Source organism: Leptospira sanjuanensis, from assembly GCF_022267325.1.
Lineage (GTDB): Bacteria > Spirochaetota > Leptospiria > Leptospirales > Leptospiraceae > Leptospira > Leptospira sanjuanensis.
Genome location: NZ_JAIZBG010000001.1, coordinates 763,293 through 782,584, shown reverse-complemented (window position 1 = coordinate 782,584; position 19,292 = coordinate 763,293). Strand labels below are relative to the sequence as shown.

14 protein-coding genes and 1 pseudogene are annotated in these 19,292 nt (G+C 37.6%); 7 read left to right on the top strand and 8 right to left on the bottom strand.

Annotation, left to right across the window (positions count from 1 at the left end; all coding sequences use genetic code 11):
- Positions 1–94 precede the first annotated feature (94 nt).
- The 6 genes from LFX25_RS03625 to LFX25_RS03600 form a co-directional block, all read right to left on the bottom strand.
- Positions 95–265 (bottom strand): hypothetical protein, encoded by a 171-nt coding sequence (locus tag LFX25_RS03625; RefSeq protein WP_238728958.1) that lies wholly within the window; start codon positions 263–265, stop codon positions 95–97.
- Between the two features lie 60 nt (positions 266–325).
- The gene (locus LFX25_RS03620; RefSeq protein ID WP_238728957.1) at positions 326–1,924 is read right to left on the bottom strand and encodes an EAL domain-containing protein; all 1,599 of its coding nucleotides are present in this window, start codon (positions 1,922–1,924) and stop codon (positions 326–328) included.
- A gap of 208 nt (positions 1,925–2,132) precedes the next feature.
- Positions 2,133–2,726 (bottom strand): Lcl C-terminal domain-containing protein, encoded by a 594-nt coding sequence (locus tag LFX25_RS03615; RefSeq protein WP_238728956.1) that lies wholly within the window; start codon positions 2,724–2,726, stop codon positions 2,133–2,135.
- A 13-nt stretch (positions 2,727–2,739) separates the two neighbouring features.
- Positions 2,740–4,980, bottom strand: coding sequence for an Lcl domain-containing protein (locus LFX25_RS03610; RefSeq protein ID WP_238728955.1), 2,241 nt, complete (start codon positions 4,978–4,980; stop codon positions 2,740–2,742).
- A 161-nt stretch (positions 4,981–5,141) separates the two neighbouring features.
- Positions 5,142–5,792, bottom strand: a complete 651-nt coding sequence (locus tag LFX25_RS03605) for a helix-turn-helix domain-containing protein (RefSeq protein ID WP_238728954.1) — start codon at positions 5,790–5,792, stop codon at positions 5,142–5,144.
- Between the two features lie 587 nt (positions 5,793–6,379).
- Positions 6,380–7,474 (bottom strand): AraC family transcriptional regulator, encoded by a 1,095-nt coding sequence (locus LFX25_RS03600; protein ID WP_238728953.1) that lies wholly within the window; start codon positions 7,472–7,474, stop codon positions 6,380–6,382.
- A gap of 659 nt (positions 7,475–8,133) precedes the next feature.
- On the opposite strand from LFX25_RS03600, the gene LFX25_RS03595 reads away from it, so the two are divergent.
- The 4 genes from LFX25_RS03595 (at position 8,134) to LFX25_RS03580 (ending at position 16,301) form a co-directional block, all read left to right on the top strand.
- Positions 8,134–9,465 carry a sensor domain-containing diguanylate cyclase gene (locus LFX25_RS03595; protein ID WP_238728952.1) on the top strand — a complete coding sequence of 444 codons (1,332 nt, stop codon included), beginning with the start codon at positions 8,134–8,136 and terminating at the stop codon, positions 9,463–9,465.
- Positions 9,466–10,030: 565 nt separating this feature from the next.
- Entirely contained in the window at positions 10,031–10,954 is a 924-nt protein-coding gene (locus LFX25_RS03590) for a hypothetical protein (protein WP_238728951.1), read from the top strand.
- A 286-nt stretch (positions 10,955–11,240) separates the two neighbouring features.
- The gene (locus LFX25_RS03585; protein WP_238728950.1) at positions 11,241–13,667 is read left to right on the top strand and encodes a hypothetical protein; all 2,427 of its coding nucleotides are present in this window, start codon (positions 11,241–11,243) and stop codon (positions 13,665–13,667) included.
- A gap of 456 nt (positions 13,668–14,123) precedes the next feature.
- Positions 14,124–16,301: a copper-transporting P-type ATPase gene (locus tag LFX25_RS03580; RefSeq protein ID WP_238728949.1), complete on the top strand. Its 2,178-nt coding sequence runs from the start codon at positions 14,124–14,126 to the stop codon at positions 16,299–16,301.
- Between the two features lie 189 nt (positions 16,302–16,490).
- Here the strand turns inward: LFX25_RS03580 and LFX25_RS03575 are convergent, their stop codons facing one another.
- Positions 16,491–16,940, bottom strand: a complete 450-nt coding sequence (locus tag LFX25_RS03575) for a hypothetical protein (protein WP_238728948.1) — start codon at positions 16,938–16,940, stop codon at positions 16,491–16,493.
- 19 nt (positions 16,941–16,959) lie between these two features.
- Positions 16,960–17,169: a heavy-metal-associated domain-containing protein gene (locus tag LFX25_RS03570; RefSeq protein ID WP_238728947.1), complete on the bottom strand. Its 210-nt coding sequence runs from the start codon at positions 17,167–17,169 to the stop codon at positions 16,960–16,962.
- Positions 17,170–17,331: 162 nt separating this feature from the next.
- Here LFX25_RS03570 and LFX25_RS03565 point away from each other — a divergent pair, with 162 nt between their 5' ends.
- The 3 genes and pseudogenes from LFX25_RS03565 to LFX25_RS03555 all read left to right on the top strand — a co-directional run bounded on the left by LFX25_RS03565 (position 17,332) and on the right by LFX25_RS03555 (position 19,283).
- Positions 17,332–17,619 carry a 2Fe-2S iron-sulfur cluster-binding protein gene (locus LFX25_RS03565; RefSeq protein WP_238728946.1) on the top strand — a complete coding sequence of 96 codons (288 nt, stop codon included), beginning with the start codon at positions 17,332–17,334 and terminating at the stop codon, positions 17,617–17,619.
- A gap of 25 nt (positions 17,620–17,644) precedes the next feature.
- A complete protein-coding gene (gene cueR / locus LFX25_RS03560; protein WP_238728945.1) occupies positions 17,645–18,046 on the top strand; it encodes a Cu(I)-responsive transcriptional regulator in 402 nt (133 codons plus the stop codon).
- A gap of 185 nt (positions 18,047–18,231) precedes the next feature.
- A pseudogene (locus LFX25_RS03555) lies at positions 18,232–19,283 on the top strand (IS481 family transposase).
- Positions 19,284–19,292: the final 9 nt, after the last annotated feature.

Below are 19,292 nucleotides of genomic sequence, written 5' to 3'. Positions count from 1 at the left end.
AATTAAGACCTTTTTTACCAAGTCCTATAATATACTTATAGACAGATTTTTCATTTTGCTCATCAATTCAATGCCTGACGATTTCACTTTTACATTATTCAAACCCCAGGTCATCCCATATGAACTCATCTTCCTCCGTTCTTTCAAGAATATACATCAAAGATTGTTCAACAGAATCACAAACAAGATCATTTAATCTCTTTTGGAATTCCCTTTCTTCTAATTCCACAGGTCTATACTGAAATTCTTCCATATCTTGCTTCATTCAATCTTTTCCCTTTTTAGAAGATCCTTATAGTTGTTCGTCAATAATTTATCAATTTCATTACTCATAAAGACTCAGATCTTTAGTTATTAAATCTACCAGTCTCATTGGAAGAAAGTAATGATAACCCTGAACAAAATCCCCCCCAACTTCAATAGCAATCTTTTCGTAATCTTCATTTTCGATTCCTTCTAAGATTACCTTTTTATTCAAAGTATGCATAATTTCTATTAGTGAAGAAAGTACTTTCCGTTTCGATTTAGCATTCACGGCTCCCTCTAACATGCTCTTATCGATCTTCACGAAATCCGAATACATTTGTTCCAATCGAGAAAAATTGGAATGCCCTTTTCCGAAATCGTCAATGGCGACCCTAAATCCGTTTCGTTGGATCGCTTGAACTTGCTCAATCAACTTAATTGTATCGTAATGACACACCGATGTTTCGGTAACTTCGATCAATACTTGGTCCGGCTTAATAAAGTATTCGGACGTAATTTCCGAGATCTTTTTTGCTACATCCTGTTGACCCAACTGTATTGGCGAAATGTTGATCGACAAAATACAGTTTTTAAATGCCGCAACATTTCTTTTTAGAATTGAAAATTCCTTAACGGCTTGGCGAATAACCCAATCTCCAATGAACAAAATGCGACCTGAAACTTCCGCCATGGGTATAAAAACATCAGGACCAATCGTACCCATTTGTGGATGCGTCCATCGGACTAAGGTTTCAATAAATTCTATTTTCTTAGTGGACGTATTTAAGATCGGCTGAAATCGAAGATGAAGTTCTTCGTTGGCGATTGCATCTTTTAAGGCTTTATTGATTTGATCCTTCTTAGTGGCGACCATATTACCCGATTCACATAAAACATAATTACTAAATGGATATTGAGAGGCAATCTCCAATGAATCTGAAAGACGTGATTTCAGGTTTTCGAAGGATTCGTCGCGTCCTTCTACCCAAAGAGCGGCGATTGAAATTTTAAAATAGACTTCTTTACCGAGATAACTTATCGGATAATTCATAATTGCGATGATTTGATTCGCAAAAGTGCCGAGATCAAACTCCTTTTTATCATTGGGTACGATTACCAGAATAGAATCGATTGATTGTCGGATTATTTCCGCTCTCCCATGCGTCAACAAAAACATTTCTGAAGAAACATTGTTGAAAAGGTATCCGAAACAATGATAACCGAGTTCACGGGACAAATTTTCTGATGAGATATGAGCTCGAATTAGGAAAAGCGCTGATTTTTCGAGAAGAATATTCGGATTTATTTCCAAATCCAAAGACATTGATAGAAAATTACTAAGTTCGAATTCTGTTTGGTTCATCGATGCAGGAATATCCTTCTCAAATTCGATCGATATAATATTTCTATTTTGCAACGTATTCGTCAGAAAATGATATCGTTGTCCCTTATCTCGTAAAAAACCCGTTAGGTGGATATTCGCATCAGTCGATCGTGAGATTATATTATTATTTATTAAACTAAGCACTTCTTCCAATTCACTTCTCAAATCAGCACAGCAAGGAAATCCTTTCTGAATGAAATCGTCAGAGTTGGTATCATCTTCATTTAAACGTGACTTAATTACTTGAGGATAATCCGTATTATGTTTACTGTTCCCATTTGTTTTAATATTCATCTTTATAATCTTTGCATTCCTTGTAAATATGTTGTATCTTGCTTAAATTCCTTACGACGAGGATCTTATGAGTTATTTAGGATTTCTAAATACATGAAGACCTTTTCAATTTACAATTTCCATATAAGAGCTACTCCAAAAAAAGAGAGCGTACGGCGAGAGGGATTTACTTGCCGCACGCTCAAAATGGAAGTTCTGAATAGGAATGTTATGGCCCGGTCACACAGCGAACATAGGCTTTCGTTGTATTGTTTTTTGGAAACTCGATGACACCACCCATTCTAAAATCGACTATATAAGCCATTGATCGGTATGGTGTATTGATAGGAATTCGATATGGATTATCATTACTAGCCGTCTCATTGTATCCTTTGGGATCGGCAGTACCTACGCTTGGACTTGTTCCAGTTGACATGGCTGTAGTTGACGTCCAATAATAAGCTCCCACCGTATCCGGAAATGCAATAACATCGATGATGGGAAATGAAGTTCGACCGTAATTTACGAGACTTTGTAGCTCTTTGACATTGGGTAATCTCCAGGTTTCGCCATCTAAGTTTAACGAATTGCAATAAGCAAGCGCTCCGGCCCAATCGGTAGTTATAGCCGCAGATGAATTACAGGTTGTTATACCCTGTCCCATCGAACATTTTTGCCACCTTCGTAAGCTTCCAGTCCGAATCTTTCCGTTGCCAAGATCCGTAAAAGGACCATCTAAAGAAAAGATCGGATTGGCAAAAATAGCGATGAATACAATCAACATCGAAAGAGACCCTATTTTTTTTAAAGAAAGTGATTTCATAAAAACTCCTTATTTAATCCGAAATACATAAAGTTGTAAAATAGTAAGCAGGAGAATCCCAAGCGCTTGATTTCTGCTTGTTGTTCGGTAAGGCAACACCTCCAAAAACCGATACAGTCCATGCTGCCCAGGTTTGTAAGGAAGAAGGAGCAGCGTAATTGACGGGACCATTGGATAATGGATCGATAGCTGGCGTTAATGCATATCGATTGGTCGTATTGATTGTAATCGCGTTCGTACTGGTCCAATAGCGTTGGTAATCGTTACGCGTAATACCTGGAAAAAAGCGATTCGGAATTGTATCCGTTCCGTTACCACCGTAGTCGGCATACTCAAGAATCGTATAATACTCTGCAATCGTAGGTACTCTCCAGCCCTTTCTACCAGCATAACCGGCGCCTGCATTTCGAACATTCAGTTCAGAACAATCTTCCACTGCACGTTCGAACGTTTTTTTCGGATTTCCGGAATCGGAAACGCAAGCAGTACCATTCCATTTATTGGCCCCGGGACAAATTTTTAGGCAAGGATTCATCCCGTCTGTTTCGTAATCGGGCTCACAGGATTTCCAATATCGATTATTTTTAGTATCTTTTGTTACGAAATCACTTGGAAAACCTGCTGCTAACATCGGAAAGGTAAAGAAAGTATTCGAATTTTGGTAACCTCCTCTGGTTGTTTGTTCGGCATCTTGACCAGTTGATGTGCAGACGACATTAGCTCCATTTGAATCGGTGCAGAAATTCTGAAGTGTATCAAACTGATGCAGATATGCCGTATCATGCGTGGTTCCGTAATTTAATTTGATTTCGCCCGCAACCACAGCAACAAGAGGACTTGTTACGACATTGTTGCCTGCTAGATCTTTAAAGGATACATCCGAATAACGCCAAAAGAATTTATGCCATTCCGGTAAATTGCTCTGCGTATTTAAGGTATAGGTTCTCTTATCAGAGCTCCAGGAACCGATCGCTCCTGGCCATTTGATTTCCCTATTACCTTGAGTTTGATCATAATGCTTTAGATCAATCGAGACCGTAGTATCCATATCTTCGTCAAACGTTAGGCTAAAGGTTTTCTGGGTTACACTCAATGCAAAGGCGGTCGCATTTGGAGTCAATAGTGGCGCGACCGCAATCACCTTCGGAGCGATATCGTCTCTTGCAACGGAAGTCGAAACTGAGCCTTGATTGGTGCCCGGTGTCGTTAAACAGATTCGAATGTTATTTACTCCGGCATTCAGAGCTGAACCAGCGATTACGCTATTGACGTTGGTGCCGGCTGTGGCTGATCCGGTTAAGAGGACGGTTCCATCGCTACAATTTGTTCCGCTACTACGGATAGAATAATTTCCTCCAATGTCGGAATTCCATACCAGAGTGGAAGAACCCGAACCATTGATAATCGATTTGCTTAGAGAAACAATCGTAATCGTAGGATTCCCGAAGGAAACAGTGTATGTCGCGTTACCCGCCACACCAATATTTCCTGCATAATCGACCGCTATGGCACTCATATTGGTTGTAGTATTGTTGGCTAAAGGCAAAGCCGATGAAAACAAAGTATTTCCCGGCGCTGCAGTTCCGTTATTTGCAATCGCAGCGGTTGTTCCGTCCGTTCGATAGGCGATCTGATTACAACCGGAATTTCCCGTATCGGAGCAGGAAATTGTAATTGTCGGCGCTGAAGTACCGAATACCCCTCCAACTGGAGAATACGAAACAGTCGGAGCAGTATCATCCCTCATTGCGGTCACATTATACGAATCCCAATACGTTGAGCCTCCAGGATTAAAAATACAAATTTTGATTTGATTGGCTCCGACGATCAATGGAGCACTACCTATTAGCGCATGAATTCTTGAGGTTGTAGCAACGGAAGCTTGAACTGAACCGGAACTATCCAAGGTTCCATCCGTGCAATTCGTAGCACCTAAACGGATTTGGTAGGATGCGTCCAAAGAGCTACTCCACTGAACGTCCGCATACTCAAATGCTCCTGACTGACCGCTAACATAAACCATATTAGCCGAATAATATGTTAAACTTCCCTTCTGATTAGATGGAGGATCAGAACTCGGGAGGGAATTATCCGAATTAAAGCCAATGTTTAAAGGAAAAATTTTAAAGGGTGATTTTCCCCTTTCTCCTTGTAAGCAGCTCAGGGCCGTAAATCCTAAAATAAAAATAAAAGCTGTTCGCTTAAACCAACAACAAACATGCATATGCTGCAAAAATCTATTTTGTTTTTCCATAGTCCTCTACCAAAGAAAAGATAACTTATGATAGAGGACACTCTTGGGTTATGCTCCCAATCCTATAGGATACATGTTTCTATAATAATTCAGGAACGAAAAAACTTCCAAATAAACCAAAGTGAAGAATATAATAATACGAAATGACTAATAGAAAACATTCAATTTCTTGAATTCTTTTTTCTAAATTCCGAAGGAGTTTCTCCGGTTTCCTTCTTAAACATCGTATTAAAGACTGAAAGAGAATTAAATCCACACCCAAAGGCAATCTTAATAATTGCTGTATCTTTTTCTGCCAAAAGCTGAACCTTTGCAGCCTGAATTCTATAATGATTAATATAAGCGAAAAAACTTTTGTTTAAGTTGTTATTCAGAAGTTCGGAAAGTTGATGAGATTTAATATTCAATTTTTCAGCAAGAGCATTTAACGAAATATCTCCGTCGAGATAAACTTTATCCTGGTTCATTAGTTTCTCTAATCGATACGAAAGTTCCTCAAAATTTATATTTTGAAGTGTACTTTTCTTATAACTCATCTTTTTAAATGTATCAGAAACTAAGTTAAAGGTAATCGGATAAATTTGGCTAACTACAAAGGCGTAAAGGACGGCGATCGTAAGAACGCATAAGCTAAAAACGTATAACTCGATAAAATAATCAAATAAGCCGAACAAGAAACGGAAATCAATAACAAGATTAACCAATATCCCAAACACACCTACACTTAATATCCCAAAAATATGTTTAGCCCAAGGAATGTCGGAAACACCTCCGCGAAAAAGACGAAAGCATTTAATTAGAATGATAATCATATATGCTAAAGTTATAAGAGTCGAGATTCCGTAGAAAAGATCGTACCTACCCTGAAATTTAGAGTTTAAATCCTTAAACGAATGTTTTTCCACCAAGAACAACAAAGTATCCAATACAAATAAAAAAAGAAATAGAACTGAAGGTACGAAATGGAGGAAAATTTTACGTATCCCAAGCCCTTCGTTAAGAAGAAGTAAATTAAAATATATGTATAAAGAAGGGCCAATGAGAAAAATGAAAAGTATTTCGATTGAAAAAAAATGGGAATACTCCATCCCGAGCCCAATCAATAAAACGATTCCTTTGACAAGAAAAAACCCCATGGATATAAATATAGTGAATATAATTGAATTTTTTAAACTCTTCCCCTTCGATATATGAATGAATGCGAAAAAAATGGAAAGGACGCCAGCAAATCCAACCATGTGGTTAAAAATAAATCTAAGAACTTCGTACATATTTAGAGGGAGATATATTAATAGAAATTGTAATGAAACGAAAGAAGTTTTCTGAATCTAAAATATAAAAAATGAGCGTTTCTATGTAATTTCATTACATAGAAACATTAAGTTACTTGGGATTTATTCTAGGTCAAGATATTTTGACACTTAAAATGTAGTAAAGCCGGGAAAGGATCAATAAATGGAATATCCGCTTTTTTGTCTCTCATGATTTCTTCGCGAAAAGCACTAGGAGTCATCCCAGTTACATAGTGAAAACATCTTAAAAACGTAGAGTTTGAGTTAAAACCAACTGCGTAACCAATGGACAACGCAGTTCTCCTTGGCTCATCCCTAAGCAAAATTATTGCTTCTTTAATTCGATATGAGTTTATGAGATGATTAAAATTTGTCCCTAAGTAATGATTAATAAATGCTGAAAGAAGGTGTGGAGATATTCCGATTGCTTCAGCAACATCCGGCATTCGCACATCCTCGTCATAATATATCCTTTCAATCTCCATCAATTCAAGCAGTTTAGACCCGATCATCTTAATGGTCTCTGAAGTGACGCCTTTTAGCGCCTTGGGTGCAATAATCTCCTGAACTTTATGAGCAGTTTTTTGCAAATCGACGGATTCAATATTTTTAATCTCATGTAATGTTGCAGGTAAATAAATAAGATTCCCGAATAATAGTATGGGTGAAACGAGATAAAAAATACCACCCACAAGGACTGATAAATCCTTGTAATCATTGAAAAACAAATCGTCTATTCTATGAAATGTCATTAAAATCACGAGCAAGTATATCAATCTAATCCCTTTAATGTTCCGGGCAAATCCTTTCGGAGCAGGAAATTGAATAAGCAAGCAATACAAAATCAAAATCAGAATTGAGACTTCATTTACATTTGAAAATAAATTTGGTAAAGATATCATCCTTCCTGTATCCCAAAAAAGAAATATCAAAAGTCCCGAAAAAAAGGCTGAACTCGCGAACATTACAATCAAATTATTATCAAATATCGTTTTCTGAAGATTTGAAGATTTTTTTCTTAAAAAAGTATTAAACATTGAGCCATAAAGGATTACCGAGGAAATATTTAAAAAGAAATAAACAAACGGACCCATAAAACGAAAGAAGATATTTTCGTAAGTAAAACTTCCCTGGGAATAGTAATAAATAAATAGATTTAAACCAATAAACATCAATATCAAAGCCTGTTTCTTATGCAGCACCTCCTTTCTGTTTAAAAAATAAATTATACCGAATGAGACATACTCAATCGAACTTGCAAAATAAATATCAAAGCACATTGAAAACTAAATTTCTCCCTTACCTATGAAACATAGTATAACGGTTTTTTAATAGCGGCTATCGATCTTATAAACTCGATAGGATTTTTGTGAATAATTGTTAAAAATAATCGCTGTCGAAGGCGGAGACTTTTGCCGATCTACAACCATATAATTCATTAATAACTACTTTCGCAGTGTACATATCTTAAAATATAAGTCAAATATACAAAACCAACATTCACAAATAATGCTTTATATAATATTTACAAATAACTTCTTAACGTCTTATTGTAGGTGCTGTATAGAATGTATATTATATGAAAACCTTAGTTTTTTATATGTGGGAATGATCAGATATTTGGAGGAGTTCGCGCTTGAACAAAATGAATAGTCTAAATATAATCAAAAAGGAAAACGCGACGCTTTTTTTCATCCTAGTTTTAGTGCTCAGCTTCGCGACTCTAACTTATGAAATTCATAGGACTCTATTTTATGTACAACAATTACTAAAACTTCGAGCAAATCATATTAGTAGCTACTTCTTCGGGATCGAAAGTCAGCTCCAAACATTCGAAGATAAATTATCCAATAATACTTTCTTGAAAGAAACTAAATTAAGAAATCACGATTTTTCATTAGAAAAAGAGCAAAACACGGATACATTTTCATTGTATCAACTTCGTAACAACAAACACAATTCTATTCAAAACGGAAGCCTAATTGCAAATTCAAAAATCGGTCTCATAGGTAATTTCGAACAGGAATTCGCGTTAGCTCTCCTTTTCAGTGAACAAATTTATACGTTAGCAAAAAGGAAGGCGGAAAATAGAGTTGTAATTTATTCATCCAAAAAAGGATTCACTTTTATATTTCCTAAAATTTCACAATTAAATTCAAATCTATTAGATTCATTAAATGAGCATCGCTTGTCACTGGAACCTTCAAAATTTAAAGATTCATCCAATATTTTAATCATATCTAACCGACCTTCAGGAGAAATCAGTGGAAAACCAATGATCAATTTTTCCAGATCGGTTTTTAAAGAAAATAGATACGTAGGGATTCTTTCTATCCAGGTAGATTTAGACGAAATTCAAAATATGCTAAATTTAGGGAGGAGCATCGGGGAAAGCTATTTGATTGACGCCGATGGAAACATACTCGTTAAAGGCCCCGAGTCTCATGTATCAAAAATACCATTGCAACTGAACCCCAATTCGTTCGATTCTTTAAACCGAACGACTCAATATTTTTGGACTGCCTATGAAATAAAGGAAGGAAGCATTGCACTAATACATAGAATTACCATCTTGGACTTTGCACTATTTACTCTCAAAAGCCTACTTCCGTATTGGCTTTTAATTTTATCACTTTTCGCAATAGCGATTATGTATCAAAAGTTAAAATCTTCAATGAATCTAATTTTAAAACTTACCAATTCCGATCATTTGACGGGAATTGCAAATCGAAGAGCCTTTTTAACTTGGACAAAAACAGATATTGAAATATGTAAAAAACAAAACATTCCATGGTCGCTTATGATAATAGATATCGATCATTTCAAAAAAATAAATGACCGATTTGGTCATGATGTAGGAGATACAGTTCTCACGAATGTCGCTAAAGTATTAGATTCAATCGTTTCAAAACCACACCACCTCTGCAGATGGGGAGGAGAAGAATTTGCCGTTTTTGTAATTAATTCAAATGCGAAATCTTCGGTTAACTTTGCCGATAAGATTCGATCTACTGTGGAAAACAACGTTCTATTGGAAGACAACTCTCCAGTGACCCTTAGCATAGGAATTGCAAAGGAAAGAATAGCAGACACGATCGAAGATGTTTATCGATCAGCTGATCAAGCACTCTACCGTGCCAAGGCGATGGGGAGGAATCGCGTTTGCCGCGAGGATGAGCTAAATGATATTTAAACAAAAAGTCATTATCGAAAAGTTTAAGGAGACCAACCCTAAATTATAGAAGCGCAAAAAACATCTTTTCATTCTTCTGCCTCCTTCTCGAATTTTTCACAATTATCCTTTGTAACGACTATAGTCAGCAAAATCTTTAAGTCTCGGAAAGATTTTAAAGTTAGTCACCTACTGGCACAAAACATCATCAATCCGCACTGCCCGCACGCAACAGAAAATTGGACACCTCATTTCAGAGACACCAAGCAAGTCATTTCGTAATTTCCGATCTATCCTATAGCTAAAATAACAAACCGAACAAACCACATATACAATAGGAGTCTTTCAATACTATAAAATAGAAATAGCGACGATCGAACCGAACCTCTCAAATTAAAATGATTATTCTGCATTCTATATTAAAGAAACATATCTTACTAAATAGAATATGCAAAATAACGAATAAAGATTGACAATCGTTAATAAGTTAAAACCAAATTACCCGCAACCATATAAGCCAGACAGATCAAATCTTAAAACACCCATGGTTAAAATGGTTATATAATATTATAGAGGAGTCTATACAATGTTGTTAATTGCTTTAATTTTAAATAAGGGAATCCTTCCCATATTTAAAAGATTCACGTTCCTTCCGCTTTTAATCCTATTTTCTTTATCATGTAATGAAAAACAAAGCGAAGAAGATATTCATAGCCTGTTGCCTGCGTTAAGCGGTAGCACAAAGGCAATAGATCCGACTTCTGAAATTACTGGACAGGGAATCCCACCGATCCTAAATACACCAACAATCGAGACTGCCCTTATAACCGTTAATAGTGTAAATAAGCAAAGGATTTACGCCAACTTTACATACCAAAATAATCCGACCGGAACTGTCTCTACTCGAGCTTATTTAGGAAGACCGTCCGTCATATCTCTCGATGCGGATGGCGAAACGGTTCACAATTCTATTCAAGAAATGACTCTATCTGCAAATCCATTTACACCAAATCAATTCCAAGCTCATTCCCCTGAATTAACTCAGTCCTACAAAATTATCATCGTAGCTAAGAACTCATTCGGGAAATCATCAAAGAATATTTTAACTACGCCACCAGCTTCACAGGCGGGACCTTGCGACGATGCGGTTTCCGCTCCTGTCACAATCGGCAATTGCAATACTCATTGCATTCAGGTTACCAAAAACGGATCATTTATAGAGTTAGCCGCAAGCGCAACTCTTACAACAGTTCAAGACTATTTGTATCTGGATATAAGTACTTCTTCGCCATATGGAGGGCCTGGACCAACTCAATTTACATACATAGAACGCGGCATTGAAGAGCCCCCTGTACCGGTAGCTGTAGGGACTTATACCCCCCCTATGCAACAAACTATAAATACGACTACATACGGACATGCTTGTGTCGGAGTAAGCTCCTATCACGCATTGGATGGAGTTGGTGGTTTTACAGATGCGAATCTATACAAGAAGATCCGCGTTCCATAAAATTTTCATTACCGATATCAGTTAAGGCATCGCTTCAATTATTGACCTTGAGGATCAAATGATAAACTTCAGTCAATTTATATCTAACGTAGAAACCGTATTCTTCCAATACGTCATCTACGTTAGCGTCCTCATAATCGTTTTACTCGGTATACTTTTTTATTTTGTTAAAACAATTAAACAAGATATTCAAGCACCTACCGAGAAAACTCCCAAAGAGATACGAATGCCTTTATGCGAAAATTTTGAAATGCTTCCAAAACGACACAACGAAGAAATTTAACTAATGCCTGCAATGATGTACAACTTATATAAATCTATATTTATACGGTCTCTTCTTATCGCAATATCGCTTATTTTTTCTTCCTGTGTACCAAAGCCTGTTGGGTTGTCTTCCATAGAAAACGCTTTATTCTCAAAATATTTTGTTTCAAACTTTAATCTCCCTTTAAAGATTCGAGTTAAGGGACTGGCAAATGCGGGATCTTTCGTAATCTCAAATCAAAGTTCTGAAATACTGCGGATTTCAACCAATGGTGATTTCGAATTTACCAATAAACTTCAAATTTTTTCCAATTTTACGGTCTCAATTCTATCGCAACCTACTGTGTCTCCAAATCAAACTTGCATAATTACGAATCCTTCGGGAATTGTCTCTGCAACTTCGAACCTTGTTGAAATTAATTGTGGAACAAGTTTTTTTAACGTTAACCTCAATGTCTATGGAATTGCCACTTCCGCAACAGGAAGTTTGTTAGTCCGAAACGGAAATGTGGATAGTCTAAGTATAGTCGGAGATGGAAATTATACTTTTAGCAGCAAGGTGCCCGACACCGGTATATATTCGGTCACACTTCTTTCCAGCCCCAATCAACATAACTGCGTCATCGAGACGGTACCTCCTGCTACGGGAACAATTAATAATGCTTCTGTAACACTAAATGTGAATTGTTTAAGTTTAACAAACGCCATGCCTGTAAATCAAACCGCAGTAAATGACGGAAGTTCAATTCAGTTTACGTTTTCGAAACCGGTTACACCTTTAAGTTGTAGCTTTACCGCTCCCACTCCGACGCCTACATCTGGTATTTGTTCCTCTAATCTTGGACCTTCAGCTGCTCCACTAAATGCACTTAGTTATTCCGGTAATACGGTCACGATTAATCCGAATCCAGCTTGGCCAGGAGGACTCAATCGTTGTATTCAATTTTCAGGATGTACGGAATTGGGAACCAATCGTCCATTTCAAATAGCCTCTCCAATTCGTTACGGAGTGGCAGCTGTAAATCAAATAAAGTATGTGCACCCTGGAGGAATGAGTGGCGTAGGAACTTGTAGCACAATTGCGACTGCCTGTAGCGATATTCAATACGCAATAACTCAGTGTAGCACTGCAACCCCTTGCTTCGTATTAGTTTCGCAAGGCACCTATTCGATTACAACAGTGGGACAAACAATCCGCTTAATCGATAAACTCCAACTTATAGGTGGATTCAAAAGCGATTTTTTAGATAGGAACCCGGCAGCCTTTCCGTCAATTATTCGTGATGATGTGCCTTCTACAAATTGCGGCGCTAGCGACGCCGGGACTTGTACGCCGATTATGGGAAGCATGTTTGCAATGACTTCAGATATTCTTGTACAAGGTCTTACTGTTATCACGAATGCGAATAACCGCTGGTCTACAGGAATTTGGTTAAATAATTTAAATACTGGCGGATTTTCTCTCACACTTAGCGGAAACTCTATCTTGGGTTCAACAGAGTTAGCTAGTAACTACGGCTTAGGAATCAATCGATCCGCAATTTATGCATCAAATGTAAGTCCTAACTTTGTCGTAGTGGGAAATTATATTCTTGGAGGAAGCGGAAATTCTCTTTCATCCGGTATGAGGATTTTGGAGGGAACTCAAGGCGTAATTAACAGTAACTTCATTAGCGGCGGTTCTCACATAAACATTAACGATGGTTTGGATTTTTCTATCGGTGTGATGATTAACAATACAGTCTCGAATACGACCCAATCACTACAATTTGTGAATAATATCTTCAACTCTTACCATATTACCGCTCCCACACCTGTTACAGTCACCTCTACGTCGGCCGTACAAGCATTGCGAATTAATTCACCAAACCTCATATTCATAAACAATACTATCTACGGAGGTAGCGGAAGCACCCGTTCTTACGGAATTCATCAACAAAGTCCTGTAGACCCGTTGAACTTAATTATTATCAACAATCAAATTTTTACAAATCTTAACGCAACGACAAGTACTTGCCTCAATTTCGATACTAATAATGTGAACGTCATGACATCGAAAATCACCCGAAATAATTTTAATGGTTGCAGTGTTCTCGTCCAAGCTACTTTAAATCAATATCGTCTTTGCTGGCCTGAGCCAGACCCGCTATTCAACTCAGTAAATTGTGCAACACCTTTGACATCGATACTTCAAAAAAATTATTCTCACGACCCGATTTTCGACAACCCTACGAGTCTCATAGACGTCTACAAACTAAATACGGCTTCTCGATGTAAATCCGTGTACGGAGGAAACGATCCTGCTGGCTATGGATTTCCACAGCAGCTCTATCTATCTGATCTCTTTGGATTTGCAAGAACAAACAACGTACCACCAACGCCTGTTCCTCCTGCTGCTTTCGGTTATTCTATCGGAGCAATAGAATTTAATGGGGATTGTGTACCATAAAACGATGAATCGGCCAAAATCGTTTAGAATCGGAGATCGGTTTATTTTTCCAAACACGAATTGATTTTTTCTCTAACGGCATTATTGATTTTGTTAAGAATCATCGCCCAATTTCATGATCGAGTTTGTAAAGATGTATTAGTTGAAACAAATTCAAAATTCGCTATATAACGGTATAATTGCCCAATAATCCAAGTAAACATGCATCTTTTTTCAATGTTCCTTGGCTGTAACATTAATTGATGATAACGCTCTTAGGAGTTTCTTTTCTTATTAATGATACTTACTGCTTACTTCGATTCCGTGCCTCCTGAAAATAAAACTGAAATTTCATTTAAGCTGCCTTCGTTGTCAATAAATTATAGCTATTGTTTATTTGGTCATAGTAGATCTTAAATTAATTTCTTGATTAAACATCTTAAATGTTGTTCACTATTTACTAATGAGGTTTTGAGAATGGAACACAAACATATGCACCATCATTCAGCAACGTCGGTTAAAAATAATCCCTCGGATTTTTCGAAAGTAAGTACGAATATTTACACCTGCACTATGCATCCGGAAATAAAGCAGAATGCACCCGGCGATTGTCCCATCTGTGGGATGACGTTAGTATTGCAGAAAGGAAATCACACTGAAGAAGATGAGATCTTTGTTCGCTCCATAGGCAGGAAACTATATATTTCCATAATTTTTTCCATTCCAGTTTTCATATTGGCAATGGGTGAAATGTTTTTAACATCCGCAATTTTTACGCATTATAGTGGATGGATACAATTGATTCTAGGATCGATTATTTTCTTCGGTCCTGGCTTTTTCTTAATTAAGAAAGGTTTTTCTTCCTTTATATCATTGAATCTTAATATGTATACTTTGATAGCTTTGGGTGTCAGCGCCGCTTATAGCTATTCACTGATTGCATTTTTATTCCCGAATTTATTTCCAGAGGCAGCCAAGACACATGGGAAAATTGGCCTGTATTTTGAAGCTTCTTCGGTAATTCTCACGTTAGTGATATTGGGTGAGTATCTGCAAGCACTTGCGCAACGTAGAACAGGAGATGCTATTCAAGCTTTGTTAGGTTTAGTGCCCAAAAGGGCTCATAAATTGATAGGTGAAATGGAAGTCGATATTGAGGTAGGCGAAGTTAAGGTTGGAGATCGATTGAGAATTAAACCGGGAGAAAAGATACCGACTGATGGAGTTATTTTGGAAGGCGTTAGCTTTATTGATGAATCTATGATTACGGGAGAACCTATTCCAGTTGAAAAACATACGAAGGATAAAGTATTTGGAGCAAGTACGAATCAGACTGGCAGCTTTATTATTCAAGCGGAACGCGTAGGAGAGGAAACTGTCCTTGCTCAAATCATTCATATGGTAGAGGAGGCTCAAAGATCGAAGGCTCCGGTTCAAGCGGTAGCGGATAGAGTTGCAGGTTTCTTCGTTCCAATCGTACTTCTCATTTCCGTAATTACTTTTTTCCTTTGGTACTTTTTCGGACCGGAACCGACCATTGCAAATGGTATTGTGAATTCTCTATCCGTTTTAGTAATTGCATGTCCATGCGCTTTGGGACTGGCTACTCCAATTTCCATCATGGTCGGCGTTGGTATTGGTGCTCAAAATGGAATTCTTATAAGAAACGCAGAAGCTTTAGAAAAAATGGGAAAGGCTACAATGCTTTTTACGGATAAGACCGGAACTCTGACTGAGGGTAAACCTAGAGTTACCGATTTGATTCCTGTAAATGGTGTCAGTGAAGAATACCTCTTACAATTGGCGTATTCTTTGGAACAAATGAGTGAACATCCGATTGCAAGAGCAATTGTTCGTAAAGCGGAAGAATTAAATTTAAAGACTATTCCAAGCCAAAAATTTTCCTCTTTAACTGGTAGAGGCGTGAGTGCGGAAATAAAAGATCTCTTAGTATTTGCAGGTAAAAAAACAGGTTGGGACATTAAAGTTGAATCGATCCCTAATCAGTTACAAGATAAAGAAGCGGAATTTCTTTCTAAAGGAAAGACAGTTGTCTGGATCGCGGATCAGGAGCGTTGGTTAGGAATTATAGCCGTTACTGATCCGATTAAATCGACTTCCAATGATGCTGTATCTCGGTTGATATCCTTTGGAATTCGGATTTTAATGTTAACGGGGGACTCAATTTCTACGGGAAAAATAGTCGGAGATCAAATTGGTATATCAGAAATTTATGCAGGTCTTAGCCCCCAAGATAAGAAGGAAATTATAAAGAAATTTAAATCTTCGAATGAAATATTACTTGTCGCTGGAGATGGGATCAACGATGCACCGGCACTCACGGAGGCCGATGTTGGGATTGCAATGGGCTCAGGAACGGAAATCGCGATTCAGAGCGCTGGAGTTACTTTAGTGAAAGGCGATTTATTAGGTATTTCTAAAGCAATCCACTTAAGCCGGGCTACTATGCGAAATATTAAACAAAATCTTTTTTTTGCCTTTGTGTTTAATTTCTTGGGAATCCCGATAGCCGCCGGTCTCTTTTATCCATTCTTTCATATTCTGTTATCCCCAATGATTGCAGGTGCAGCTATGAGTTTAAGCTCGGTTTCTGTCGTGATCAACGCCTTGCGACTTTATAAAGAAAAAATTTAAAGTATAGGATTAGGCTTAGTTGTTCGTGGGAAATAAATATTTGCTATAGAGTCTGATTTCTATGAAGTTTCCGAATTCATGAATATACTTTCTCTGATTCCTAAAAATATACGGTTCTACATCAACTGGAATTTTGAATCCAAGTTGATGTAGAAAATTTTAAAAAGCCATTTACAAATGAGTAACGTATTACTTTTTTACAATTGGTAAGTCGTAAATCGCATCGATTCCTTCCATCTTTTCACGCGTGGCTTTTATAATAATCTTACCGGATGAAGGAATATTAGAAACCGGACAGAAAAAATGATCCGGATGGGCTTGACATTCCAGCTTTTGATCTGATTTACCGTGGACAATTTTTGCCTGCAGATTGCCGTTCTTGGTGGAAGGATTCTTAAAATTGATATCTAAAAGATAAATCTTTAAGCCTTCTTTTAAAAGAACTAACTCGGTATGAAAACCACCTGGCATCCGAATTATCCCTCCATTTGGGCCCGCTTCGTGTTCTCCGTGCGCGAGCATACCGTAACTTGCGAATATAAGAATAATGGATATCGCCACCTTTGCAATTTCAGTTTTTAAAAAGAATGTCTTTGCAAAGACAGATTTGATTTCAGAATTTGGATTTGATTGTTGCATTAGATTGTTTTTCCTATTTTTATTCAACGATCGTACTTGTAGAAACGGGGTAACCACATTTTTCGATTAGGCTCGCGAGTTCATATTCAGGGAGTCTGCTCTTAACCAGAACCGTTTGCTTCGCAATATCCACGCTAACTTGAACATCCTGGTCAATTGTCTTGATCGCTTTGCCGATTACATTTGCGCAACTTCCACAAGTCATATTCTCTACTTGAAATTCTAACATAATATTCTCCTTGGACGACTTCTTAAGTCAATCTTGAAATAGAGCTTAAACCTTCCCACAAGGGAAAGGTCAATAGTCGATTTCGAGTTTTTTACGTATTTTAAATTTTTTTTAAGACCAGGGCCTTGACCTTCCTATAATGGGAAGGTGTAAGATTGGAGCATGAAACATCAGATTTATTTTCCCAATTGGAATCGCAGCATAGAGGCTTTGGAAGAGGAAAACATTTTGGATTCTTCTCTAAGGTCAGGGGTCGATTTATCGTATTCTTGCCGTGCCGGACGCTGTGGTGCGTGTAAGATCATACTTTTAGAGGGACAAGTAGAACATTTATCTCACAATCAGTTTGCTCTTACTGAGGAGGAAAAGGAAAAGGGATACATTTTGGCATGCAGATCCATTCCAAAATCGGATCTTTCTTTGCGCAGAATCGATACGCAGTCGAACTAAAAATAAAAGAGGATGGTGAAGAATTATGAATATCGGAAACCTTTCAAAGGAATCGGGAGTTAGTACGAAACAGATTCGTCATTACGAATCCATTGGCTTAATTCCCAAGGCGAAAAGAAAAGAATCAGGTTATAGAACGTATTCGTCCGATGACATTCATATTTTAAGATTTGTAAAGCGGACTCGGAGTATGGGTTTTAATTTATCAGAAACTCAAAAGTTAGTTAGTCTTTGGAGAAATAAGAGCCGCGCAAGCGCTGATGTCAAAAAACTTGCACTAGTTCATTTGAAAGAGGTAGAAACCAAAATTAGTGAATTGCAAGAAATGGTAGCTGCGCTTAAACATCTTGCTCATAATTGCCAAGGGGATCATCGACCAAATTGTCCAATTCTAAGGTCACTTTCAAATGAAAATGATACAGAATAACAATGAACTTTTTGCTTCATTCGGATTGCGGTATTATGTTAAACTCGATAAAGACTTACTTTGATACAGGGATCACAGAAAATTACTGTAATGTTTTCCAAGCTTATCTGATATCGGAACAACTAAATAATCTACAATAGTTAGAACTTGATCTTACACTCCTTGAAATTAACAAGGAGAAAAAGATGACAACAGCACAAAAGATAATCAAAAACAAGATGGGTCTCTTGAAGTTAGCAGAGACTCTGGGAAACGTATCCAAAGCTTGTAACGTGATGGGCTATTCACGCGATAGCTTCTATCGTTTTCAAGAGTTATACGAGAAGGGAGGAGAACTCGCACTCCAGGATCTGAGTAGACGCAAACCGAATCCTAAAAATCGTATCGAGCCAGAAAAAGAAGAAGCGGTAAAGAAGATGGCGATCGACTTTCCTGCCTATGGACAGCAGAGAGCATCCAATGAATTGAAAAAGCAAGTGATCATAGTTGCTCCTGCGACTGTTCGAAGTGTGTGGGTTCGTCACGATTTGGAAACTTTTCAAAAAAGACTGAAGGCTTTAGAGGCTGCAATGGCTCAAGGCAATTCCCCCGTATCAACCGAATCACAAGTTCAGGCCTTAGAAAGGAGGAAATTAGAAAAACAAGTTGAAGGTGAAATAGAAACAGAACATCCCGGATACTTGGGATGCCAAGATACGTATTACGTTGGCACAATCAAGGGTGTAGGAAGGATTGATCAACAAACCTTTATCGATTCCTATTCTAAAGTAGCGATGGTAAAACTTTACGACCGAAAGAACACATTAGTCGCCTCTGATATGTTAAACGACAAAGCGACCCCTGGTTTGAGGAAGAAGGCGTTCGCTTGTTGAGGATTCTAACTGATAGAGGAACCGAGTATTGTGGAAATAGGGAACATCATGAATTCCAATTATTCCTTGCTGTGGAAAATATAGACCATTCGAAAACAAAAGCAAGACATCCTCAATCGAACGGCATTTGTGAAAGATTTCATAGAACCATTCAAGATGAATTCTATGCAGTTGCTTTCAGAAAGAAGGTATACAATTCGATTGAGGATTTGCAAAAGGATTTGGATCAGTGGATCGAGTCGTATAACTATGAACGAACACATCAAGGCAAGTATTGTTTTGGCAAAACTCCGATACAGACTTTCCTTGACGCAAAAGAATTAGCTAAGAAAAAGTATCTCGACAACTTACAGTTTCCGTTATAAACAGGAACG